General features: G+C 70.3%; 19 protein-coding genes, 1 tRNA gene, 1 pseudogene and 1 riboswitch. Of the genes and pseudogenes, 4 read left to right on the forward strand and 17 right to left on the reverse strand.

Going from position 1 to position 21,645, the window contains the following annotated elements:
- Positions 1 to 86: 86 nt before the first annotated feature.
- The 4 genes from ACWC21_RS21035 to ACWC21_RS21050 form a co-directional block, all read right to left on the reverse strand.
- Entirely contained in the window at positions 87 to 767 is a 681-nt protein-coding gene (locus ACWC21_RS21035; RefSeq protein ID WP_450883944.1) for a hypothetical protein, read from the reverse strand.
- 307 nt (positions 768 to 1,074) lie between these two features.
- Positions 1,075 to 2,991 carry a hypothetical protein gene (locus ACWC21_RS21040; RefSeq protein ID WP_450883946.1) on the reverse strand — a complete coding sequence of 639 codons (1,917 nt, stop codon included), beginning with the start codon at positions 2,989 to 2,991 and terminating at the stop codon, positions 1,075 to 1,077.
- Between the two features lie 107 nt (positions 2,992 to 3,098).
- Entirely contained in the window at positions 3,099 to 3,317 is a 219-nt protein-coding gene (locus ACWC21_RS21045) for a hypothetical protein (RefSeq protein WP_388803153.1), read from the reverse strand.
- Positions 3,318 to 3,409: 92 nt separating this feature from the next.
- Positions 3,410 to 3,625 carry a hypothetical protein gene (locus tag ACWC21_RS21050; RefSeq protein WP_450883948.1) on the reverse strand — a complete coding sequence of 72 codons (216 nt, stop codon included), beginning with the start codon at positions 3,623 to 3,625 and terminating at the stop codon, positions 3,410 to 3,412.
- 238 nt (positions 3,626 to 3,863) lie between these two features.
- Between ACWC21_RS21050 and ACWC21_RS21055 the strand changes: the two genes are divergently transcribed.
- On the forward strand, positions 3,864 to 4,253 hold the full coding sequence (locus ACWC21_RS21055) for a transcriptional regulator (protein WP_450883950.1): 390 nt from the start codon (positions 3,864 to 3,866) through the stop codon (positions 4,251 to 4,253).
- A 195-nt stretch (positions 4,254 to 4,448) separates the two neighbouring features.
- Positions 4,449 to 4,700, forward strand: coding sequence for a hypothetical protein (locus ACWC21_RS21060; RefSeq protein ID WP_450883952.1), 252 nt, complete (start codon positions 4,449 to 4,451; stop codon positions 4,698 to 4,700).
- 57 nt (positions 4,701 to 4,757) lie between these two features.
- On the opposite strand, the gene ACWC21_RS21065 is transcribed toward ACWC21_RS21060, so the two are convergent.
- Positions 4,758 to 4,840: transfer RNA gene (locus ACWC21_RS21065), tRNA-Leu, on the reverse strand.
- Positions 4,841 to 5,249: 409 nt separating this feature from the next.
- Here ACWC21_RS21065 and ACWC21_RS21070 point away from each other — a divergent pair.
- Positions 5,250 to 6,074, forward strand: coding sequence for an ABC transporter ATP-binding protein (locus ACWC21_RS21070; RefSeq protein WP_450883954.1), 825 nt, complete (start codon positions 5,250 to 5,252; stop codon positions 6,072 to 6,074).
- Positions 6,074 to 8,602, forward strand: coding sequence for an ABC transporter permease (locus tag ACWC21_RS21075; protein WP_450883956.1), 2,529 nt, complete (start codon positions 6,074 to 6,076; stop codon positions 8,600 to 8,602). The genes ACWC21_RS21070 and ACWC21_RS21075 overlap by 1 nt, the downstream gene beginning before the upstream one ends.
- A gap of 67 nt (positions 8,603 to 8,669) precedes the next feature.
- Here the strand turns inward: ACWC21_RS21075 and ACWC21_RS21080 are convergent, their stop codons facing one another.
- From ACWC21_RS21080 to ACWC21_RS21135, 12 genes and pseudogenes are all read right to left on the reverse strand, one after another.
- Positions 8,670 to 9,956, reverse strand: coding sequence for a class I SAM-dependent methyltransferase (locus tag ACWC21_RS21080; RefSeq protein ID WP_450884081.1), 1,287 nt, complete (start codon positions 9,954 to 9,956; stop codon positions 8,670 to 8,672).
- A 196-nt stretch (positions 9,957 to 10,152) separates the two neighbouring features.
- Complete coding sequence (locus ACWC21_RS21085; RefSeq protein ID WP_450883958.1) at positions 10,153 to 11,535, reverse strand: NAD(P)/FAD-dependent oxidoreductase; 1,383 nt, start codon at positions 11,533 to 11,535, stop codon at positions 10,153 to 10,155.
- A gap of 443 nt (positions 11,536 to 11,978) precedes the next feature.
- Complete coding sequence (locus ACWC21_RS21090) at positions 11,979 to 12,944, reverse strand: Ppx/GppA phosphatase family protein (protein ID WP_450883960.1); 966 nt, start codon at positions 12,942 to 12,944, stop codon at positions 11,979 to 11,981.
- Positions 12,945 to 13,012: 68 nt separating this feature from the next.
- Complete coding sequence (locus ACWC21_RS21095) at positions 13,013 to 13,537, reverse strand: DUF501 domain-containing protein (protein WP_450883962.1); 525 nt, start codon at positions 13,535 to 13,537, stop codon at positions 13,013 to 13,015.
- A 26-nt stretch (positions 13,538 to 13,563) separates the two neighbouring features.
- Complete coding sequence (locus ACWC21_RS21100; protein ID WP_450883964.1) at positions 13,564 to 14,040, reverse strand: FtsB family cell division protein; 477 nt, start codon at positions 14,038 to 14,040, stop codon at positions 13,564 to 13,566.
- Between the two features lie 133 nt (positions 14,041 to 14,173).
- Entirely contained in the window at positions 14,174 to 15,475 is a 1,302-nt protein-coding gene (gene eno, locus ACWC21_RS21105; protein WP_450883966.1) for a phosphopyruvate hydratase, read from the reverse strand.
- A gap of 303 nt (positions 15,476 to 15,778) precedes the next feature.
- The gene (locus ACWC21_RS21110) at positions 15,779 to 16,474 is read right to left on the reverse strand and encodes a transglycosylase family protein (RefSeq protein ID WP_450883968.1); all 696 of its coding nucleotides are present in this window, start codon (positions 16,472 to 16,474) and stop codon (positions 15,779 to 15,781) included.
- A 4-nt stretch (positions 16,475 to 16,478) separates the two neighbouring features.
- A riboswitch (cyclic di-AMP (ydaO/yuaA leader) is annotated at positions 16,479 to 16,663 on the reverse strand.
- A gap of 188 nt (positions 16,664 to 16,851) precedes the next feature.
- Positions 16,852 to 17,877, reverse strand: a complete 1,026-nt coding sequence (locus ACWC21_RS21115) for a transglycosylase family protein (RefSeq protein ID WP_450883970.1) — start codon at positions 17,875 to 17,877, stop codon at positions 16,852 to 16,854.
- 172 nt (positions 17,878 to 18,049) lie between these two features.
- Positions 18,050 to 19,342: a cytochrome P450 family protein gene (locus tag ACWC21_RS21120; protein WP_450883972.1), complete on the reverse strand. Its 1,293-nt coding sequence runs from the start codon at positions 19,340 to 19,342 to the stop codon at positions 18,050 to 18,052.
- 53 nt (positions 19,343 to 19,395) lie between these two features.
- Positions 19,396 to 20,394, reverse strand: a complete 999-nt coding sequence (locus ACWC21_RS21125) for a nucleoside triphosphate pyrophosphohydrolase (protein ID WP_450883974.1) — start codon at positions 20,392 to 20,394, stop codon at positions 19,396 to 19,398.
- A gap of 115 nt (positions 20,395 to 20,509) precedes the next feature.
- Positions 20,510 to 21,157, reverse strand: coding sequence for a SurA N-terminal domain-containing protein (locus tag ACWC21_RS21130; RefSeq protein ID WP_450883976.1), 648 nt, complete (start codon positions 21,155 to 21,157; stop codon positions 20,510 to 20,512).
- 196 nt (positions 21,158 to 21,353) lie between these two features.
- A pseudogene (locus ACWC21_RS21135) lies at positions 21,354 to 21,578 on the reverse strand (glycoside hydrolase domain-containing protein); the annotation flags it as partial.
- Positions 21,579 to 21,645 lie beyond the last annotated feature (67 nt).

Below are 21,645 nucleotides of genomic sequence, written 5' to 3' on the forward strand. Positions count from 1 at the left end.
TGATGTCAATGGCCGTGGGACAGCCCTCCGCCGGGCCGCGCACAGTGCGCGGCCCGGCGGAGGGTGGGGGGTGACGGAGGCCCGGGTCAGTGGCCGGGCCAGCCGTCGAGGTGGCGGTGCACGGTCACGTCGGGCTGCGTGTCACCCTTCGGGGCCTGTGCCACCGCGTCGTGGAGGACACCGGTGACCTCCGCGGCGAGGCCGTCGACCTTCGACTTCAGTTCGGCGGCGGGGAGCGTGGACCGCGTCAGCTCGTCCAGCCGGCGGTGGATGTCGGCGAGCCGTCCCCGGGCGGTGTCGTCCAGGGTGAGCGGGGCCGGCGTGGAGACGACGAACTGGTAGGCGCCGGCGAGCGTCTGACAGCCCGTGCACTTCTTGTTCGCCGCGTCGCTGAGGTTCACGGCGTTCAGGTGGGTGTGCTCCCCGGCGACCGTGACGATCTGGAAGGACAGCGCCACCGAGCGGCAGTGGGCGTCGGCCGAGCAGCCCGCCGAGACCGCGTTGGCCTGGTTGCGCACGGCGGTGGCGTCCACGTTGCCGAACTGCCGGATGGTGAAGGAGTCCTTCGCCTGCGTGTGGTGCGCCCGGTCGGCGTGGCTGAACACGTGGTCCGAGGCGATGGCCATGTGCGTCTGCGGCGCGGCGGTCGCGGCCTGGGCCGGCACGGCGGTCGCCACACCGGCGATTCCGGCGGCGAAGAGCCCTATGCGGACGGCCCGTTGGGTGAAGGGGCTGCTGGTGGAGCGTGGCTTTCGATGGCTGTTCATGGGATCTCCAGCGATGGATCGGACACGTACGGGTGGGCTTCCGCCGCAGGTGGACGGGCGGCTGCCGGGGCGGGGCACGGTGGGCGGCTGACGGGGCCGGGGACCGGTGGGCGGCCACCGCAGGTGGGCGGTCGGCCTGCCCCCACCGGCGCCGCCCGGCCGCCGGGAGCGCCGGCGGCGACTGCCGTCACGAGGGCGCGGTCCGCGGCCGCCACCGCAGGTGGGCGGTCGGCTGCCGCGGGCGGGATGCCGAGGTGACTGCCGCGACCGGCCCCACGGCCGTCCCGGGCAGGTGTTCGGCGGATTCTCAGGACGTCACCGGGGCGGGCGAGTCGCTGACCGGTGGTGCTGAAGGGCTGTCCGTCGGGGTCGCCGGGACGCTCTCCGACGGGGTGGGCGAAGGATCGACCACCGGGCCGCCGCCGGTCCCGCCGGAGGCGGTGGGCGGCACGGGATCCCGGGTGGGCGGGACGCTCGGCGCCGCCTTCGGCGAGGACGCCGTCCGGCTCGGCTTGGCCGACGCGGAGGCCGAAGCCGACTTGGACGCGCTCTGAGAGGCCGAGGCCGACGGACCCGCCCCCGGCCGCGCCGACCCGGTGCCCGCCGCCCCCGACGGCGAGGCGGCGTCCTCGCGCCCGGGATCGTACGAGGCGCCGTCCTCCGGCGTGGACGCCTCCCGCGGCTCCGGCTCCCGTGTGGAGACCCCCGGCTGCAGGATCGGCGCGATCGGCGGCTTCTTCGGCAGCGGCTGCGGCGTCAGCCCGGACACCCAGGCGTAGCTGAGACCCGCCAGCCCGGCCAGGGCCAGCGCGCACAGCGCCACCCGCAGCCGCGGCCGGCCGTCGGTGGAGCGTTTCGCGGCCCGCAGGATCCGGCCGCCCATCTTCACCGACAGGTAGACGACACCGGCCATCGGGCACAGCAGCATCACGCAGCCGATGACCCCGACCAGGCCCTCGACGATCTGCCCGTGCACGAAGGCCGACCCGGTGCCGAGGAGCTGCTCGGTCAGCGACCGGGTCATCGTGGCGACGATCCGGGGCAGGTTCCACAGGGCGTACCCGAGTTCACCGACGATCAGCGGGACCATCGTCAGCACCCAGGTGGCCACGATGGTCCGGGCCGACTTCTTCAGCCCGGCGACCTCCTCGCGGGCCGCGCGTCCCTTCCGTCCCGGCACCAGGCTCAGCAGGATCGGTTTGACCTTGCCGTACAGGTCCGGCACGCCGGCGAGGTCGCCCAGGATGTAGTAGCCGTCCAGCCGGACGGCCGGCATCAGCTGCTCCAGGATCTCGAAGTGCCCGAGATAGACCGTGGCCAGCAGGAACTGCGCTCCGGTGGCGAAGTACAGCCCGGCCATGGCCAGCATGAAGACGACGTTGAAGTACACCCCGCCCAGGTCGGTGCGCAGCCGGCCGCCGCGTCCGATCCGGTAGACGTCGGTGACGTCGGTGTACATCGACGGCCAGATGAGGAAGAGCCCGCAGCCGATGCAGCCGGGTCTGGCACCGCCGTATCTGCAGGCCGACGCGTGGCCGAACTCGTGGAAGACGAGGGAGGCCACGGTGAGCACGAAGACGACGAGGATCAGCACCGGCTGGTCGAGAACCTCCAGGACCGGCTCGATCGCCCCGAAGAACCCGAACAGCCAGACGTCCATGGCCACGGCCGACAGCAGGACGAACACGACCGCGGCCGGCCGGTGCAGCCAGGCCAGCGCCCGGGCGATCCGCGCGGTGCGCCGCTCGTCGAAGATGACCCGGTGCCCCTTGAGGGCGAGCAGCAGGTCGGAGCGCGGGGCCTCGACCTCGTCGCTCTCCTGCCCCTCGGGCACCGTCAGCCCGAGCGGCTCGAGCTTCTCCTCGACCAGGTAGCGGACGTTGTCACCGCTGACCTCCTTGCCGTACCGGGCGCTGACCCGGTGGGCGATGGCCTCGACGTCCCGCTCCCCGTCCACGGACGACGCGACGAGGTACAGCAGCCGCGACAACTGCACGACCTGCCCGTCCCCCCGACGGGCGATGTACTTGGGGTCGGTGAAACCCGATCCCTGGTACTCACCGTGCAGCCGCAGCCCCGCGCTCAGCCTCGGTACCAGCGCCGGCGGCTCGACGACCGGCAGGCTGCCCGTCGCCACCTGCTCGTAGGTCACCGGCCAGCCGCCGGGGCCGGGGACCGGTCCTGTGTCGTGCAGCGCCGCGGTACCGTCTCCGAGCACCGTCATCCGTGTTCTCCCCCCACGTGCTCACCGCTCCCCCCGTCCGGCTCCGGGGGCGGACCGCGCCACCTCGCGGGTCCGCCCCCGTCAGGCCGTCGTCGCGGCGCCGCCGCTTACTGCGTGACGTTGATCGTCTGGGCGGCCGAGGACTCGGCGGCCGACCACGCCGAGTGGTCGTTGAGCGCGGCCGACTCGTTGTGCGCGTTGATGTTCGCGACGTGCTTGGTGACGTTCACGGTCTTGCCGAAGCTGAACTTCAGGCGACCCAGGGCCTCACGGCCCGGCAGCAGCTCCGCGGACTCGGTGTCGAGCTCGTGCATGTCCATGCTCATGATGGATGTCCTTTCGGTGTTTCAGTGGTGCGGATATCTCGGGTGTTCAGGTGCTCGGCCCAGCGGCTACCAACTGCTCGGCCGGGCGTGCGTCACTGGGCGACGTTGATGGCCTGCGCGGCACCGGAGTCGGCCACGGACCACAGGGAGTGGTCGTTCACGGCGGCGGACTGGTTGGCAGCGTGGATGTTCGCGACGTGCTTGGTGACGTTCACGGTCTTGCCGAAGCTGAACTTCAGGCGACCCAGGGCCTCGCGGCCCGGCAGCAGTTCCGCGGACTCGGCCTCGAGCTCGTGGGCGTCCATCATGATCGATTCCCCCTCAGGGATAGACATTTCCGGTCGGATCGAGTCAGGTTCCCCCCGGACTCTGTCCAACGTGGTCGGACGTGCTGTCCAACGAGATTGGACACTACGGGGTCGGGGACCCTCCGCGCAACCCATTCGGGTAATCACCCTTTCGGCCGCACCTGCCCCCGACCGTAGAATCGGCCCCGACATGGACAGCCAGGCCCCAAGCCGAGCGGCGAGCAGGAAGTGACCGTCAGTGGCCAACGCACTGCAGCAGTTGATCCGGGAACGCCTCGACCGCAAGAGCTGGTCCTACGGTGACGTGGCGCGCCGCGGCGGCATCCCCCGCTCCACCGTCCACCACCTGGCCACCGCCGACCGCGTCGTCCGCATGCCCCAGGCGGCCACCCTGGAAGGCCTGGCCAAGGGACTGGAGCTGCCCCTGGACGCCGTGCGGCGCGCCGCCGCCGAGGCCTGCGGCATCCACGTCTACGGCACCCCGCCCGCCGATGCCGGGGCCGCTCCCGCCACCGACCCCGAGGTGGACCTGCTCATCGCCAGTGTGCAGAAGCTGTCCTCGGACGACCGCCGCCACGTCGCCGCCCTGGTGGAGTCCCTGCTGGACCGCTCCGCACGGGAGGAGTGACCGCGGCCCCGGCCGGCCCGGCCGCGTCCTGAAACCCGAACGGTCGCTCTGTCACCAAGTCGGTTAAAGAATCCGACACCGCCCGAAACCGCCGAGATCCCCCGCTAGTCTCTCGTCCTGCCCGACAGCCTCTCGTCCTGTCCCGACGCGCGAGAGCCGCACGACCACGGGCTCTCAGGGGGGAATGTGTTGTTCGTGCACGGCGGACCGACCACGGCAGTGGTCCGGGGACCCGCCGGTGAATCGGTCGTCCTGTTGTCCGGAGACCTGCCCGAGGTACTCACCGTGGAGGCGGTCGACAACCTACTGGACCTGGCCGCCGCCATCCTGGACGCGGAAGAACTCGCCCTGTTCCGCACCTGCCTGGAGACCCTCCGCCGCAACGGCATGCGCGCGGGACGGCGGATCGAGGTGGGGGGCGCCGTGCTGACGGTCTACGAAGGCTGACCGCCGGCACCGGTCGACCGTCGACGGGGGCCGACGGCGCGCCGCAGACATACGAAGTGCCCGGAACCGGACTTGAACCGGTACGCCCGCGAGGGGCAGCGAGGTTTAAGCTCGCCGTGTCTGCATTCCACCATCCGGGCAGGCCATGGGCTCCGCTTCGAGGTTCGAGCCTATCGGGGGCGCATCCCCCGAACAGCGGGAGGGCGGACCGATGTTGTCTTATTTTATTGAGGTCTGAGGGTGCATCAGCCCACTGAACTAGCCATCAGCACTTGCCAACAGCGTTACGCGCGGTGGGTGCCCGCGTACACGGAATGACGGAATTTCACCGTACGAACAAGGGGGCCCCACCTGTTCTCGACAGCTTGTCCACTGGTCTGAGGGCCTTTCAGGGGTCGGCCCTCATCCCCAGGTATGACACGACGCCGCCCGGTCCGACCGCAGTCGGCCCCCGGAACCGGAACAGCGGCTGACTACGGGACGGGGAACGGCCGGGACGATGGTTCACGTCCCCAGCGAACGCCGTCGTCCCGACAGGAGCACGATTCCGTGACCACCACACCCACCGCCGACCGGACCACCGCCGTGGCCGCGCGCGCCTCGGAGTTGTCGAAGATCTACGGTCAGGGTGAGACCCGGGTGGTCGCCCTCGACCAGGTCTCGGTCGACTTCCGGCAGGCCGAGTTCACCGCGATCATGGGTCCGTCCGGCTCCGGCAAGTCGACCCTGATGCACTGCGTGGCCGGGCTGGACACCTTCTCCGCCGGGTCCGTGCGGATCGGCGACACCGAGCTGGGCGCCCTGAAGGACAAGCAGCTGACCAAGCTGCGCCGGGACAAGATCGGGTTCATCTTCCAGGCGTTCAACCTGCTGCCCACGCTGACGGCGCTGGAGAACATCACCCTCCCGATGGACATCGCGGGCCGCAAGCCGGACAAGCAGTGGCTGGACACCGTGATCGAGATGGTCGGCCTGTCCGGGCGGCTGAGCCACCGGCCGTCCCAGCTCTCCGGCGGTCAGCAGCAGCGCGTCGCCGTCGCCCGCGCCCTGGCCTCCAAGCCGGACATCATCTTCGGCGACGAGCCCACCGGGAACCTCGACTCCCGCTCGGGCGCGGAGGTGCTGGGCTTCCTGCGCAACTCCGTGCGGGAGCTGGGACAGACCGTGGTGATGGTCACCCACGACCCGGTGGCCGCGGCCTACGCGGACCGGGTGGTGTTCCTGGCCGACGGCCGGATCGTCGACGAGGTGTACGCGCCCACGGCCGAGTCCGTGCTCGACCGCATACGGCATCTTCCTGGGGGCGGTAACACCAGCGGCTCCGCCGCGCGGCCCCGGACCCCCGAGTTCGACTCGAAGGGCCGTACCAGCTGATGTTCCGCACCGCACTGCGCAACGTACTCGCGCACAAGGCCCGGCTCCTGATGACCGTGCTCGCCGTCATGCTCGGCGTGGCGTTCGTGTCCGGGACGCTGGTCTTCACCAGCACCATCTCCCAGGCCTACCAGAAGAGCTCCGCCAAGGGCTTCGACCAGGTCGACGTCGCCGTCACGGCCGAATACCAGGAGGACAAGGGCAACACCGTCGGCAAGACGGTGAAACTGACGCAGGCGATGCTCGACAGGAGCGCGAAGGTCCCGGGGGCCGCCTCCGCGACCGGCGTCGTCACCGGGTTCACCGCCATCGCCGACAAGGACGGCAAGCTGGTCGGCAGCGGCTGGCAGTCCGAGGGCGGCAACTACTGGGGAACCAAGGACGCCCGGTACCCGCTCGTCCACGGCCACGCCCCGCGCGGCGAGGACGAGGTCCTGATCGACTCCAGGACCGCCGAGCGGGCCGGTTACAAGGTCGGCGACAAGGTGCGCGTCTCGGTCGACGGCCCGGTGCTCGAGCCGACCGTCAGCGGCATCTTCACCACCGACGACGGCAACGTCGCCGCCGGCGGCAGCCTCGCCCTGTTCGACACGGCCACCTCGCAGAAGCTGTTCGGCAAGCCGGGTACGTACGACGAGATCGACGTCAAGGCGAAGCCGGGCACCAGCCAGACCGCGCTGCGGCACGCCGTCGACCAGGCCCTGCCGAAGAACCTCGTGGAGACCACCACGGGGCAGAAACTCGCCGACGACCAGGCGAGGGAGATCTCCTCGCAGATGAGCGGACTGAAGCAGAGCCTGCTGGTCTTCGCCTACATCGCGCTCTTCGTCGGCACGTTCATCATCGCCAACACCTTCACCATGCTGGTCGCCCAGCGCACCAAGGAGCTGGCCCTGCTGCGCGCGGTCGGCGCCTCCCGCCGCCAGATCACCCGGTCGGTGCTGATCGAGGCCTTCGTGGTGGGCGCGGTCGCCGGCGTGACCGGTCTGCTCGCCGGCATCGGCATCGGCGCCGGGCTGCGGTCGCTGATGAGCACGCTCGGCGCGACCGTCCCGGACGGCCCGCTGGTCGTCACGCCCGGCACGGTCGCCACCGCCCTCGCGGTGGGCGTCGTCATCACCATGCTGGCCGCCTGGCTGCCCGGCCGCCGCGCCGCGAAGATCCCGCCGGTGGCCGCGATGAGCGCGGTGCACGCCAAGGCCACCACCAAGTCGCTGGTGCTGCGCAACACGATCGGCGCCCTGTTCTCGGCAGGCGGCATCGCGGTGGTCCTGGCGGCCACGTCGATGGACGCCGACGCCGCCAAGGGCCCCATGGGCCTGGGTGCCGTGCTCCTGATCATCGGCGTGTTCGTGCTGACCCCGCTGCTGTCGCGTCCGCTGATCGCGGCCGCCGCGCCGGTGCTGCGCGTGTTCGGGGTCTCCGGCAAGCTGGCCCGGCAGAACTCGGTGCGCAACCCGCGCCGCACGGCCGCCACGGCCTCCGCGCTGATGATCGGGCTGACCCTGATCACCGGCATGACCGTGATGGCGGGCAGTCTGCAGAAGTCGATCGACAAGATGGCGAGCTCGGCGATCCGCGCGGACTACGTGGTGTCGATGGCCAACGGCAACGAGCTCTCCCCCGACGTGGCCGAGAAGCTCTCCACCGCGGACGGCGTCACCGCCAGCAGCCCGATGCGCGACGGCTACTCCCGGATCGACGGCACGTCCGAGCTCCTGCGCGGCGTCAACGGCTCCGCCATCGCCGAGCTGACCGACCTGAAGGTCGACGACGGCTCCTTCGAGGTGGGCGGCTCACAGGTCGTCGTCGACTCCGACACGGCCAAGGCGCACCACTGGAAGCCCGGTTCCGGCTTCACCGCGCACTACGAGGACGGCAAACAGCAGAAGCTGACGGTCGCCGGGGTGTACGAGGGCAACGACCTCATCCAGGGCATCATGACGGACGACAAGGCCCTGACCCCTCACCTGACGGACCCGGCCGACAGCCGGGTCATGGTGAAGACGGCGGGCGGCGCGTCCGACGCCACCAAGGACAAGCTGGAGAGGGCGCTCGGGAACAACCCGGCGATCCAGGTCCAGGACAAGCAGGACCTGTCCGACTCCGTCGCCAAGATGTTCACGCTGATGCTGAACATGGTCTACGGCCTGCTGGCGATGGCCGTGATCGTGGCGGTGCTCGGGGTCGTCAACACCCTGGCCATGTCGGTCTTCGAACGCTCCCAGGAGATCGGCATGCTTCGCGCGATCGGCCTGGACCGCAAGGCCGTCAAGCGGATGGTGCGCCTGGAGTCCCTGGTCATCTCCCTCTTCGGCGCGGTGCTCGGTATCGGTCTGGGCGTGTTCTTCGGCTGGGCGGCGGGTCAGCTGCTCGCCACGAAGATGGAGACCTACGAACTGGTCGTGCCGTGGGCCCGGATCGCCCTCTTCCTGCTGCTGGCCGGCGCGGTCGGCGTCCTGGCGGCCCTGTGGCCGGCCCGGCGGGCGTCCCGGCTGAACATGCTGTCCGCCATCAAGGCGGAGTAGCCGTACGGACACCGGGGCCCCGCTCTCCTCCCACGAGTTCCGGGAGGAGAGCGGGGCCCCGCGTGTTTCAGTTCCAGGTGCGGGACCGCAGCGGCAGCCCCGACTCACCCGACTCGGGGGTCCGTACCGCGAGAACCTGGTTGACGCCGATGCGGTTGCCCTCGAAGGCGAGAGCGGAGGCCGCCATGTACAGGCGCCAGACGCGGGCGCGGCCGGGGCTGGTGAGCCGGACCGCGTGCGGCCAGCCGGCCTCCAGGTTGGCGACCCACCGGCGCAGGGTGCGGGCGTAGTGCTCGCGGATCGACTCCACGTCCCGGACCTCGAAACCGGCCCGTTCCAGCTGGGTGACGGTGGTGCCGAGCGGGGCGAGCTCGCCGTCGGGGAAGACGTAGGCGTCGATGAACTCGTTCACGTTGTAGGCGGACTCGTCGCCCTGCGGGCGGCGGGCGATCTGGTGGTTCAGCAGGCGTCCGCCGGGCCTGAGCAGGGCGTGCAAGGCCCTGGCGTACTGCAGGTAGCGTTCGGCGCCGACGTGTTCGGCCATGCCGATGGAGGAGATCGCGTCGTACGGGCCGTCGGAGACGTCCCGGTAGTCCTGGACCCTGATCTCCACCCGGTCGGCGAGTCCTTCGTCGGCGACCCGTTTGCGGGCGTAGACGGCCTGCTCCTGGGAGAGGGTGACGCCGACGACGCTCACGCCGTGCTCGCGGGCGGCGTGGATGGCCATCGAGCCCCAGCCGCAGCCGACGTCCAGGAGGCGCTGTCCGGGCGTCAGGGCGAGCTTGCGGCAAACCAGTTCCAGCTTGTCGCGCTGCGCCGACTCGAGGGTGCCGGCCTCCTCCCAGTAGGCGCAGGAGTACACCATGGACGGGCCCAGCACGAGCTCGTAGAAGTCGTTGCCGACGTCGTAGTGGTGGCTGATGGCCCGTCTGTCGCTGCGCCTGGTGTGCAGATGGCCGGGCCTGCGCACCTCCTCGCGGGGCGGCGAGGGCGGGATCGGGGGTCCGGCGAGCCGGAACAGCCCCCGGGCGGCGGACCTGAACTGCGGGTCGCGCAGTGCCTGGGCGAGGGTGCGGGCGTCCTCCCCACGCTCCCAGACCAGGCCGGACACGGCCCGCAGGGCGGCGTACAGGTCGCCCTCGATCTCCAGGTCACCGGCCACCCAGGCACGGGCCAGGCCCAGTTCGCCCGGCTTGAACAGCAGACGGCGCAGGGCGCGGCGGTTGCGGACCACCAGCAGCGGGGCGTCCGGCGGACCGGCCTGCGAACCGTCCCAGGCTCGGATGCCCACCGGGAGCGGGGCTCCCAGCAACTGTTCGAGCAGGCTCTTGAGCCGCGACGCGGCGTCGGCCATGGCGCGCACCTCCGTGACGACGTACCCCGGAATGTCCTCCACCACGTAAACATCCCCATACCCTCCGAGGAGTCCCGTAATGAAGTCATGTCTGGGCAAACACCCTTTCCGAGCAACGCGGGGCCGGAAACGCCGAAGGACCTCCCGCACCACGGATGGCGGGAGGTCCTTCGGTGTGTTCGGCGACCGGTGAGGGTCAGGAGGCCTTGGCCTTCTCCTCGGTCTTGCTCGCGGCGGCGACCGGCGCCGGCTTGGCGGCCTCGTAGAACTCCTCGCGGGGGTTCTCCATGGCGCCGAGGGAGACGACCTCGCGCTTGAGGAACATGCCGAGCGTCCAGTCGGCGAAGATGCGGATCTTGCGGTTCCAGGTCGGCATGGCCAGACCGTGGTAGCCGCGGTGCATGTACCAGGCGAGACGGCCCTTGAGCTTGATCTTCATCTTGCCCATGACGATCATCGCGACGCCCTTGTGCAGACCGAGGCCCGCGACCGCGCCCTTGTTGGCGTGGCTGTAGTCCTTCTGCGGGAAGCCCCGCATGCCGGAGATCACGTTGTCGCCGAGGACCTTGGCCTGGCGCAGCGCGTGCTGGGCGTTCGGCGGGCACCAGGCGTTCTCGTTGCCCGCCTTGCGGCCGACGAGGTCGGGGACCTGGGCGTTGTCACCGGCGGCCCAGATGTAGTCCGTGCCCTTGACCTGGAGCGTGGGCTCGCAGTCGACGTGGCCGCGCGGGCCGAGCGGCAGGCCGTAGCGGGAGAGCGCCGGGTTCGGCTTGACGCCGGCGGTCCACACGATGGTGTTGGAGTCGACCTCGAGGCCGTTCTTCAGCACCACGTGGCCGTCGACGCAGGAGTCCATGGAGGTGGAGAGGTAGACCTCGACCCCGCGGCTCTCCAGGTGCTCCTTGCCGTACTGGCCGAGCTTGGGGCCGACCTCGGGGAGGATCTTGTCGGCGGCGTCGACCAGGATGAAGCGCATGTCCTCGCGGGACACGTTCTTGTAGTACTTGGCCGCGTCCCGGGCCATGTCCTCGACCTCGCCGATGGTCTCCGCACCGGCGAAGCCGCCGCCGATGAAGACGAAGGTGAGCGCCTTGCGGCGGATCTCCTCGTCGGTCGTGGAGTCGGCCTTGTCGAGCTGCTCGAGGACGTGGTTGCGCAGACCGATGGACTCCTCGATGCCCTTCATACCGATGCCCTGTTCGGCGAGGCCGGGGATCGGGAAGGTGCGGGAGACGGCGCCGAGCGCGATGACGAGGTAGTCGAAGGGCAGCTCGTACGCCTCGCCGATCAGCGGGGCGATCGTGGCGACCTTGCGGTCCTGGTCGATGGTGGTGACCCGGCCGGTGAGGACCTCCGCCTTCGGCAGCACGCGTCGCAGCGGGACGACGACGTGGCGAGGGGAGATGCTGCCGGCGGCGGCTTCGGGGAGGAAGGGCTGGTAGGTCATGTACGACCGGGGGTCGACGACCGTGACGGTCGCCTCGCCGTAGCGCATCTTCTTCTGGATGCGCCGAGCTGCGTACAGGCCTACGTACCCACCGCCTACTACGAGGATCCTGGGACGCTCCGTGGTGCTCATGCCATCGAGTATCCACCCGGCCCTAGGGGGTCGCTCGTGCGCCCCTTCACAAGCTCCTCGGGGGCCTGTGTTAGACTCCGCGGCCCTCGTGACCCAGATCATGATCACAACCTGGAACCGGCGGCCGCCGTGATCCGTTGTCAATGCCGCATGAGCTGCCTCTCCGGCCACCGGCGCCTCCTGAGAGCCCCCGGAAACACCCCCTCCGGGCGGACCCGGAACACCGGCACACAAAGCCCTCCTGAGCAGGTCCTCAGGGGACTCGGCCCCCCGAACGGCTCAGCGGAACCTCTTGGATCCCTCTTGGGGGCAGAATTCCTTGTGAAGAACTTCACGAACTTTCTCGGCGGGGGTGCACCGAAGGGCCCTGGACACCCCCTCCACGGCGCTCAAACGTTGTCCGACCTGCTCATCCGACAGTCATCGAGCAGAGCGAACGCGGCCTAGGAGACCGACCACGCGATGCCGTCGAGGATGTCGTGCTCGCTCACGACGACCTCCTCCGCCCCGACGCGTTCCATGATCGCCAGCAGGACGAGGGCGCCCGCGCCGATGACGTCGACGCGGCCCGGGTGCATGGAGGGGATCGTCGCGCGCTCGGCGTGGGTGGAGCGGAGCAGCGCGCTGGTGATTCCGCGGACGCGGTCGAGGGAGACGCGGGAGTGGTGGATGGCCCCGGAGTCGTACTCGGGCAGGTCCTGTGCGATCGCCGACACGGTGGTGACCGACCCGGCGAGACCGACCAGGGTGCGCGCCTCGCGCAGCGGGACCGTCTCCTCGGCCAGGTCGAGGGCCGCCTCGATGTCCGCCCTTGTCGCCGCGATCTGCTCCTCGGTGGGCGGGTCGCTCACCTTGCCGTCGCGCACCAGGTGCCGCTCCGTCATCCGTACACAGCCGATGTCCACGGAGCGGGCGGCCCGCACATGGTCGTCGCCGACGACGAACTCCGTGGAGCCACCCCCGATGTCCACCACGAGGAAGGGCCTGGCGAGGTCCGCGCGCCCCGTCAGTTCCTTCGTGGCACCGGTGAAGGAGAACTCGGCCTCCTGGTCGCCGGAGATCACCTCGGGCTCGACCCCGAGGATGTCCACGACCCCGCGCACGAACTCGTCCCGGTTCTCCGCGTCCCTGGAGGCGGAGGTGGCGACGAAGCGCAGCCGTTCGGCGCCGTGTTCCTTGATGGCCGCCGCGTACTCACGGCAGGCGGCGAAGGTCCGCTCCAGTGCCTCGGGGGCGAGCCGCCCGGTGCGGTCGACGCCCTGCCCGAGCCGCACGATGGTCATGCGCCGGTCCAGCTCGACCAGTTCGGCCGTCGCGCCCGCGCCGGAGGCGCTGTCGGACACGGTCGCGTCGGCGACGAGCAGGCGGATGGAGTTCGTACCGCAGTCGATCGCGGCGACGCGGGTCATGGGCGGGCCCTTCTGTGATCGGGGGGAGTGCGAAGCGGGGGCTCGGCCTCCGGGGGCGGGAGCCGGGGTCAGTCGTCGGCGGCCGGGACCACACACGGCCCCTTGCGCCACCACTCCGGCAGCATCGCGATCGCCTCGTCGCCGAGCGGGTTCACGCCCGGGCCGGCGGCCAGGGAGTGGGCGACCAGGACGTGCAGGCACTTCACCCGGTCCGGCATGCCGCCCGCGCTCGGGAAACCCGTGAGTTCCTCGATCTCGTCCCGGCGCCGGATGTAGTCCTCGTGCGCGGCGCGGTAGGCGGCCGCGAGCTCCGGATCGGTGGCCAGCCGCTCCGTCATCTCCTTCATCACGCCCTCGGCCTCGAGCGTGCCGATCGCCGAGGCGGCACGCGGGCACGTCAGGTAGTACAGCGTCGGGAAGGGCGTGCCGTCGGGCAGCCGCGGGGCCGTCTCGACGACGTCCGGCTGTCCACAGGGGCATCGGTGCGCGATGGCGCGCAGTCCGCGCGGCGGCCGGCCGAGCTGCTGCCTGAAGGCCTCGACGTCGGCCTCGGTGGGCTCGGTGCGCGGGGTGGAGGGCGGGGGCGTTTCCATGCGTGTAAGAAAGTCTCTCTGTCTGTTCACTGGTCGGAGGCGTCGGACTTGTCGACCCCGTCCCAGACGTTCGCGTACCAGGGGCGGTCGGCCGCCCCCAGGTCGGCGCGCGCCTGCTTGCCCGCGTGGGGGTCGATCACGACGTATCCGGTCTCCCCCGGCATCACGTAGTGCAGCCGCCGCCGGATCTGCTGTTCGGCGTAGGAGTCGTCCTGCCACCGTGCCTTGAGGTCGCGCAGCTCTTCGACCCGCTGCTCGGCCTGCTGCTTCTGCCGCTGCAGGTCGGCGATCTGGGCGCGCTGGGAGACGTACTGCCGCATCGGGTAGGCCAGGGCCACCACCATGGTGCAGACCACGAGGGCGAGCAGTGCGGCCCGGCTGGTGAGCCGGGAGCGACGGGCCTGCCGTTTGGTCTGGGAGCGGTAGACCCGGGCCGCGGTCTGCTCGCCGAGCAGCCGGATCCTGGTCGCGGTGGAGAAACGGTCCCGTTCCTTCGCGGCCATCTGGCTCTCCGCCTCCCCTGGGTGCTTCCTACGCGTGCTTCCCACGTGCGTACGTCCCCGGACACGGTACGGGACCGGGTACGGGGACGTACGTACGACTGGCTAGACCTTGCTCGGGGTCGACCGGTTGGGGTCAGCCCTTGGAGATCGCGCCCTTGAAGCGCGGGAACGCGCTGCGGCCCGCGTACACCGCCGCGTCGTCGAGGATCTCCTCGATGCGCAGCAGCTGGTTGTACTTGGCGACGCGCTCGGAGCGGGCCGGGGCGCCGGTCTTGATCTGGCCGCAGTTGGTGGCGACGGCCAGGTCGGCGATGGTGACGTCCTCGGTCTCGCCGGAGCGGTGGGACATCATGCACTTGAAGCCGTTGCGCTGGGCCAGCTCGACGGCGTCCAGGGTCTCGGTCAGCGAGCCGATCTGGTTGACCTTGACCAGCAGGGCGTTGGCGGTGCCCTCCTCGATGCCGCGGGCCAGGCGCTCCGGGTTGGTGACGAACAGGTCGTCGCCGACCAGCTGGACCTTGTCGCCGAGCTTGTCGGTGATGACCTTCCAGCCGGCCCAGTCGTCCTCGAACAGCGGGTCCTCGATGGAGACCAGCGGGTAGGAGGCGACGAGCTCCTCGTAGTACTCCGTCATCTCGGCGGCGGAGCGGGACTTGCCCTCGAACTCGTACTTGCCGTCCTTGTAGAACTCGGACGCGGCGACGTCGAGCGCGAGCGCGATCTGCTCGCCCGGGACGTAGCCGGCCTGCTTGATCGCCTCGAGGATGAGGTCGAGGGCGGCGCGGTTGGACTCCAGGTTCGGGGCGAAGCCGCCCTCGTCGCCGAGACCGGTGGACAGGCCCTTGGACTTCAGGACCTTCTTCAGGGTGTGGTAGACCTCGGCACCCCAGCGCAGCGCCTCGGAGAAGGACTCCGCGCCGATCGGGGCGATCATGAACTCCTGGATGTCCACGTTGGAGTCGGCGTGCGAGCCGCCGTTCAGGATGTTCATCATCGGCACCGGCAGCAGGTGCGCGTTCGGGCCGCCCAGGTAGCGGAAGAGGGGGAGGTCGCTGGCCTCGGAGGCGGCGTGGGCGACGGCGAGCGAGACACCGAGGATGGCGTTGGCGCCGAGCGAGCCCTTGTTGTCGGTGGCGTCCAGGTCGAACATCGCCTGGTCGATCAGGCGCTGCTCGGTGGCGTCGTAGCCGACCAGCTCCGGGCCGATCTGCTCGATGACGGCGAGGACGGCCTTCTCCACGCCCTTGCCGAGGTAGCGGTTGGGGTCACCGTCGCGGAGCTCGATGGCCTCGAAGGCGCCCGTGGAGGCGCCGGACGGGACGGCGGCACGACCGGTGCTGCCGTCGTCGAGGCCGACCTCGACCTCGACCGTGGGGTTGCCTCGGGAGTCCAGGATTTCCCGGGCTACGACGACGTCGATGGACGGCACGAGCATCTCCTTCTTGGATGTGACGCTGGAAGTGCGGGGCTGGTGTGCCTTGCGACTAGAGCCTAACCGTCCCCGGGGCGTCGGCAGCCGACCGACCGTCCCGTGGACACGGTGACCGTACACATTGTTCCTTGCCGGAACAAAGGGTGAGGCGAAGAGGAACCCGGAGGGAACGAAAAACCCCGCCCCGGTGCGTACGGGGGAACACGCACCGGGGCGGGGTGCCCGTGAGGGCGGCAGGCCCTCATATGACCGCCACTGTGGGGGCCGCGGCCATGAGGGCGCTGTGGTTCGGATACGAGCCAGGTGTCACTTCAGGTGCAGCTGCTGACCCGGGTAGATGACGTTGGCGTCGTCGATGATGTCCTTGTTGAGCTGGAACAGCTTCTCCCAGCCGCCGGCGACGTGGTGCTTCGCGGCGATCGAGCTGAGGGTGTCACCCGTGACGACCTTGTACTCGCCGTCGCCCTTCTCGACCTTCTTGCCGGTCGGGGTGGTGACGGTCTTCTTGGGCGTCGACCGCACCTCGGAGCGGTTGGCGGCCTGCTGGTCGGTCGAGCGGGTGGTGGTGCCGTTCGACGAGGAGCCGGCGGAGCTCGACGAGCCGCTGGAGCTGCTCGAGCCGCTGTACGTGGCGCCGGACAGTCCCTTGCCGCAGACCGGCCAGGCACCCTTGCCCTGTGCGGCGAGGACCTTCTCGGCGACGGAGATCTGCTGGGCCTTGGAGGCCTGGTTGGCCTGGGGGGCGTACTGGGTGCCGCCGTAGGCGGCCCAGGTGGAGGCGGAGAACTGCAGGCCGCCGTAGTAGCCGTTGCCGGTGTTGATGGACCAGTTGCCGCCGGACTCGCACTGGGCGACCGCGTCCCACTCGGAGGCGGTGGCGGCGGAGGCGGTGCCGGACGCCATCAGCGGGGCGGCGACGGCGGCGCCGGTGACACCGGCGACAGCGATGGCGCGGACGGCCTTGGACGGACGACGGTGCATGCCCTTGCCGGAAAACAGCATGGATCGATCCCCTCACCGACGCCTGCGAGGTGAGCTGTCGGGTTCGGGCCGGTTGAGTTGCCCGGCCGCACCTCGCGTGGTTCTCGTGCGAGACGCGGCTCCACCCCTAGCCGTTCCCGTCGGTCTGTCGACCTTCGGGCCCGGCGCCTACCTTGGGTCCCCCGCTCCTGCCTACGGCGCTTGACGCGACGACTGTTCCCGGGCGGCCGCTGGCAGGATTCGGCGTTGCGGCAGCCGGGGCCCGCGTTGGCGAGCGGTCATGACCGTAGACACGCGATCCGTCGAATTTCAAAGACGATCAGGGCTTCTGAGACTCATCCCACACTTTCACCAAACCGGACATCAAGCCCAAAAGGGGTCGTCAAGTCTCCCCTGTATCAACCGTTTTGAGTGCTGAGTTCCAGCGTCTGACCGGGGGCGATGTTATTCGGGTCGGTCCCGATGGCGTCCTTGTTGGCGGAGTAGAGCGCCCGCCAACCGCCCTCGAGGTCAAGGGAGTCGGCGATGGAGGCAAGGGTGTCGCCGGTGCGGACGGTGTAGCCGCGTGCGGCGTGACGGCCGGAGGAAGGGGTCGTCCGGCTTTTTGTCACGTTTTCATCCGCGATGTCACCCCGATGGCGGCCACCACTGATCGCCCCGGTGTCGACGAGGCTCCAAGAACCTCCGCTCTGCCACGAATTGTCCGAGTCGTCAGCCTCGGGGCTCGCCGCGGACGCACCGCCACCGCTCTGCGCATCCCCGGAGCCGGCGGATGTCGACTTGTCCGAATCATCCGACTTGCCGGAGCCGGAGGAACGGCCCGCGGCGTCGGCACCCTTGCCCGAATCCGGCGAGGGCGAGGCGTCCGGCGAGGAGCCGGAATCGGGCGACGCGGACGAACCGGACGAGGAATTCGGGGAATCCGAAGAATTCCCGGACGCAGAACCCTCGGAACCGGAGGAACCGGATGAACCGGAGGAACCGGAGGAGTCGACGGAACCGGATGATCCGGAGTTTCCGACGCCCGTGTCGACGTCCACCGAACCGGAATTCGACGTGAGACCGGAAAGCAGGGCACAGGTGGCCCAGGGCTTGGTGCCCCGGTCGGCGAGGATCTTCTCGGCGACGGCGATCTGCTGGGAGCGACTGGCCTCTTCGGGGCTGGCGGCGTAGTCCAGACCGCCGTGGCCGTCCCAGTCGTCCTGGGAGATCTGCAGGCCGCCGTAGTAGCCGTTGCCGGTGTTGGCGCTCCAGGATCCGCCGCTCTCGCAGTCGGCGACCTTGTCCCACGTGGTCCCGTCGGCCGCGTTCGCGGCGGATGCGCCCAGCAGCGGGATGGCGATTGCGGAGCCGGTCACTCCGGCCGCGACGAGGAGAGCCGGAGCCTGACGGGGGCGACGGTGGCGACCGTTCCCGGAGAGCATGCGGTGACCTTTCGCAAGACAGCGGTGACCAGCGCGGCGAATACCGTGAGGGACCGCGCTGACGAGTGAACGTATCGGCAGACGATCACTTGTCACAAGTTAATGCCGCGCAGATCACGTGAAGATCACAGAGTTGAACACCGGTCACTTCTTGTGATGGCTGTACTGCTTTTCAGCCGATTGCGGGACGGGGTGTGAACTCCACGGGCAAGGTGCGTAGTCCACGCATGATGAGTCCGCCGCGCCAGCGCAAATCGGTTTCTTCCACCGCGAGTCGGAGGTCGGGGACACGGGTGAGGAGGGTGGCGAGCGCGGTCTGGGCCTCCAGCCGGGCGAGCGGGGCGCCGAGGCAGTAGTGGATGCCGTGGCCGTAGCCGAGGTGCTGATTGTCACGGCGTGCGAGGTCGAGGACGTCCGGGTCGGCGAACCGCTCGGGATCCCGGTCCGCCGCCGCCAGCACCACGAGGACGGGGTCGCCGGGTGCGATGTCCTGTCCGCCGATGGTGAGGGGCCGGGTGGCGAATCGCCAGGTGGCCAGCTCCACCGGGCCGTCATAGCGCAGGAGTTCCTCGACCCCGGTCTCCAGCAGGTCCCGTTCACCGCGTTCGAGGGAGGACTGCAGCCGCTGCCGCTGTGCGGGGTGGGTGAGAAGGGCGTACGTGCCGTTGCCGATCAGGTTGACCGTGGTCTCGAAACCGGCGAACAGAAGGATGAACGCCATGGCGGCGGCCTCGTTCTCGGTGAGGTGCTCACCGTGGTCGGAGGCGCGGATGAGACCGGAGATGAGGTCCTCGCCCGGGGCCGGCTCGGCCGGGAGCGCCTCCCGCTTCTTGTGGATCAGCTCGGCCAGGTAGCCCCGCATCTTCTTCACCGACCGTGCCACGCCGCCCCGCGGGCCCCCGCCGTGCCGGATCATCATCCCCGCCCAGTCCCGGAAGTCGTCCTGGTCCTCTCCCGGGACGCCGAGCAGGTCGCAGATGGCGTAGATGGGGAGCGGGAAGGCGAACTCGTGGATGAGGTCGGCGGAGCCCTTCGTGACGAACCCGTCGATGAGGTGGTCGGTCAGCTGCTGCACGCGCGGCGCGAACTCGGCGACCCGGCGAGGCGTGAAGGCCTTGGAGACGAGTCTGCGCAGCCGGGTGTGGTCCGGCGGGTCGATGTTGAGCAGATGCGTCATCAGCTCGGCCTTGCGTTCGCCCGGGATCCCGGTCTTGCCCTTGGCGTGCTCCGGCTCGTCGTGGTGCGCCGGGTTCTTCGACAGCCGCTGGTCGGCCAGGGCCTGCTTGGCGTCGGCGTACCGGGTGACCAGCCAGGCCTCCACCCCGCTGGGCAGCTTCGTCCGGCGCACGGGCGCGTGCTCCCGCAGCCAGGCGTAGGCCGGGTAGGGGTTGCCGGCGAACTCCCAGGTGAACAGCTCGGGAGCGGGCGCTTCGGGGACTTCCGGGGGGCGGGGCTGGTTGGTCACCCCCTGACGGTATCCGGCTTCTCGGCCCGCGCCCGCGGCGTGCCCCCCGGTCGCTAACCGACGCCCTCGGCGACCCGTATCGCGTCCCGGTAGGCCCGCGCGGCCGCCCGCAGCGCGGCCTCCGGGTCCACGCCGTCCGACTCCGCCCGGACCGCCAGTGCCAGCAGGTCGTAGCCGATGCCCTCGCCCTGGGGCAGGGGCACGTCCAGGCCCGCGGTGCGCACGCGGGAGGAGAGTTTCGCGGCGAGGGCGAGGCCGGGCTGGCCGAGGGGGATGCCCTCCGTCACCGAGGTGCGCCGCTTCTCGACCGCCTTGGTGCGCAGCCAGTGCTCCTTGACCTCCTCGGGCGTCTCGGCCGTCGCGTCGCCGAAGACGTGGGGATGGCGGTGGATGAGCTTGGCGACGATGCCGCCGGCCACGTCGTCGACGGAGAACGGGGCCTCGGCGTCCTCCTCGGCTATGCGGGCGTGGAAAACGACCTGGAGCAGGACGTCGCCCAGTTCCTCCCGCAGTTCCTCACGGTCGCCCGCCTCGATCGCCTCGACGAGTTCGTACGCCTCCTCGATGCCGTACTTGGCCAGACCCTCGTGGGTCTGCCGGGAGGACCAGGGGCATTCGGCGCGGATACGGTCCATGACCTGGACGAGGTCGAGGAGACGGGCACCGGGCAGGTCGTAGGAGGCGGGGAGCAGCTCCAGCTCCGGCATGGCGACGCGGCCGGTGCCGGCGAGGCGGGCCAGGCCGTCCGTGAGGGCCGGCTCGCCCTCGCCGGTCGCCACGACCACCACCGTGCGCCCGCCGGCGCAGGCGTCGACGAGTTCCTGGGCGGTCGGGGCGGCCTCGTCGACGGATACCCCGGCCTCACGCAGATGGGGCAGCTGGGGATGCGCGCCGTCCGCGCAGAGCACGCGGTCTGCGGCGCGCAGCACCTGCCAGGCGGGCCAGGACAGCAGGCCGGGGGCGACCCGGTGGCTGGTGGTGAGCAGGACGATCCGGCCGGGGGCCGTGTCCGGGCCCGGTGCCTGGGTGTCTTCGAGGCTGGTGGTGTTCACGCTTCGAACGTAACGCACGCCTGCCGGTCACCTCCCGCGTTGTCCACAGGGTGTGGGTGATGATCGGTTCGTATGACCGTCCTGGTGGCGGCCTGCTGACCGTCCCGGTGCCGGCCTACGCCGTCTCCTGCGCCCCGCCCGCCGTGACGTCCCGCACCCACGGGGTCTTGGCGTCCACCCGGCTGCTCTTCTGCACGTCCCAGGTGCCGTAGCGCGGGTTGAGGTCGACGTGGAGTTCCTCGGACGCGGTGGACAGCGCCTTCCAGAACGCGGGGTCCGTGGTCTGCGTACCGAGCTTGCCGGCGAGCTTCGTCGCCTCGACCTGGAGGCGCAGATTGTCGTCGAGGCGCTTCGGCGCGATGCCGTACTTCTGCAGCCAGGTCGCCTCCAGCCCCTTGGAGCCGCCCGCCTGCTGCTCCAGGCGGGCGCGCATCTGCTGGACCTCCAGACGGCTGACCGTGACGCCCTGGTCCTGCGCCGCGCGGTGCAGGACCTGGTCGAGGACCATGTTGTGCAGGGTGTCGCGGGTGAGGCTGCTGGTGGCGGCGAGGACCTGCTGGTACTGCGTCTCGTCCGGCACCGCGGCCTTCTGCGCCTGGCGCACCTCGTTCACCCGGCTCTCCAGTTGGGCGACGGTGATCCGCTGTCCGCCGACGACGGCCGCCGCGCCCGGGTGCGCTTCGTCTCCGCACGCGGTGAGCAGGGGGGCCGCGGCGACGATCGCGGCGGACAGGACGAGCGCGGTGCGACGGCGGCGGTGCAAGGGAACCTCCCGAGGAGATTGCAATAACAGGTGCGGCGCGCAGCGCCTCCACCAGGGGTGGTGGTCGGGCGACGGGCGGGCGCACAAAGTCTTGCGGTGATCGATGGTAGGCAGTGGGCAAGCTCTGGCCAACCCATTCGACCAACGATTCGCGTGCTCTTCGGGCACCGTCGCGCCGCCCCGGCGGTGCGGCCCGTCAGCCGGTGATGGCCACCGGCGCGTCCCACGCGTCACGGTCGACGGTGATCGTGACGCCGCCGTGCGTCTCCTTGCTGTTGACCATGTACTGGTGGGCACGGCTGTGCCCGGTGAACTGGGTGGACCCCCACGGCCAGTCCGCCGTCGTGGTGTTCTGCTTGTCCCACAGCGCGTACCAGAGGTTGCCCGGCAGGTCCGTCCTGTCGGCGGCGCCGGCGACGGCCCACGTGATGTATCTGCGCTTCCTGGACTGCCGATGGCTCGACATGTGAATCCCACCCCTGTGTGTG

This window comes from Streptomyces sp. NPDC001348 (assembly GCF_053597535.1).

Coding starts and splice junctions, on each gene's coding strand:
- ACWC21_RS21035 (WP_450883944.1), bottom strand. CDS start 767: ATGAACAGCCATCGAAAGCCACGCTCCACCAGCAGCCCCTTCACCCAA.
- ACWC21_RS21040 (WP_450883946.1), bottom strand. CDS start 2,991: ATGACGGTGCTCGGAGACGGTACCGCGGCGCTGCACGACACAGGACCG.
- ACWC21_RS21045 (WP_388803153.1), bottom strand. CDS start 3,317: ATGAGCATGGACATGCACGAGCTCGACACCGAGTCCGCGGAGCTGCTG.
- ACWC21_RS21050 (WP_450883948.1), bottom strand. CDS start 3,625: ATGATGGACGCCCACGAGCTCGAGGCCGAGTCCGCGGAACTGCTGCCG.
- ACWC21_RS21075 (WP_450883956.1), top strand. CDS start 6,074: ATGTTCCGCACCGCACTGCGCAACGTACTCGCGCACAAGGCCCGGCTC.
- ACWC21_RS21080 (WP_450884081.1), bottom strand. CDS start 9,956: ATGGCCGACGCCGCGTCGCGGCTCAAGAGCCTGCTCGAACAGTTGCTG.
- ACWC21_RS21085 (WP_450883958.1), bottom strand. CDS start 11,535: ATGAGCACCACGGAGCGTCCCAGGATCCTCGTAGTAGGCGGTGGGTAC.
- ACWC21_RS21090 (WP_450883960.1), bottom strand. CDS start 12,944: ATGACCCGCGTCGCCGCGATCGACTGCGGTACGAACTCCATCCGCCTG.
- ACWC21_RS21095 (WP_450883962.1), bottom strand. CDS start 13,537: ATGGAAACGCCCCCGCCCTCCACCCCGCGCACCGAGCCCACCGAGGCC.
- ACWC21_RS21100 (WP_450883964.1), bottom strand. CDS start 14,040: ATGGCCGCGAAGGAACGGGACCGTTTCTCCACCGCGACCAGGATCCGG.
- eno (WP_450883966.1), bottom strand. CDS start 15,475: ATGCTCGTGCCGTCCATCGACGTCGTCGTAGCCCGGGAAATCCTGGAC.
- ACWC21_RS21110 (WP_450883968.1), bottom strand. CDS start 16,474: ATGCTGTTTTCCGGCAAGGGCATGCACCGTCGTCCGTCCAAGGCCGTC.
- ACWC21_RS21115 (WP_450883970.1), bottom strand. CDS start 17,877: ATGCTCTCCGGGAACGGTCGCCACCGTCGCCCCCGTCAGGCTCCGGCT.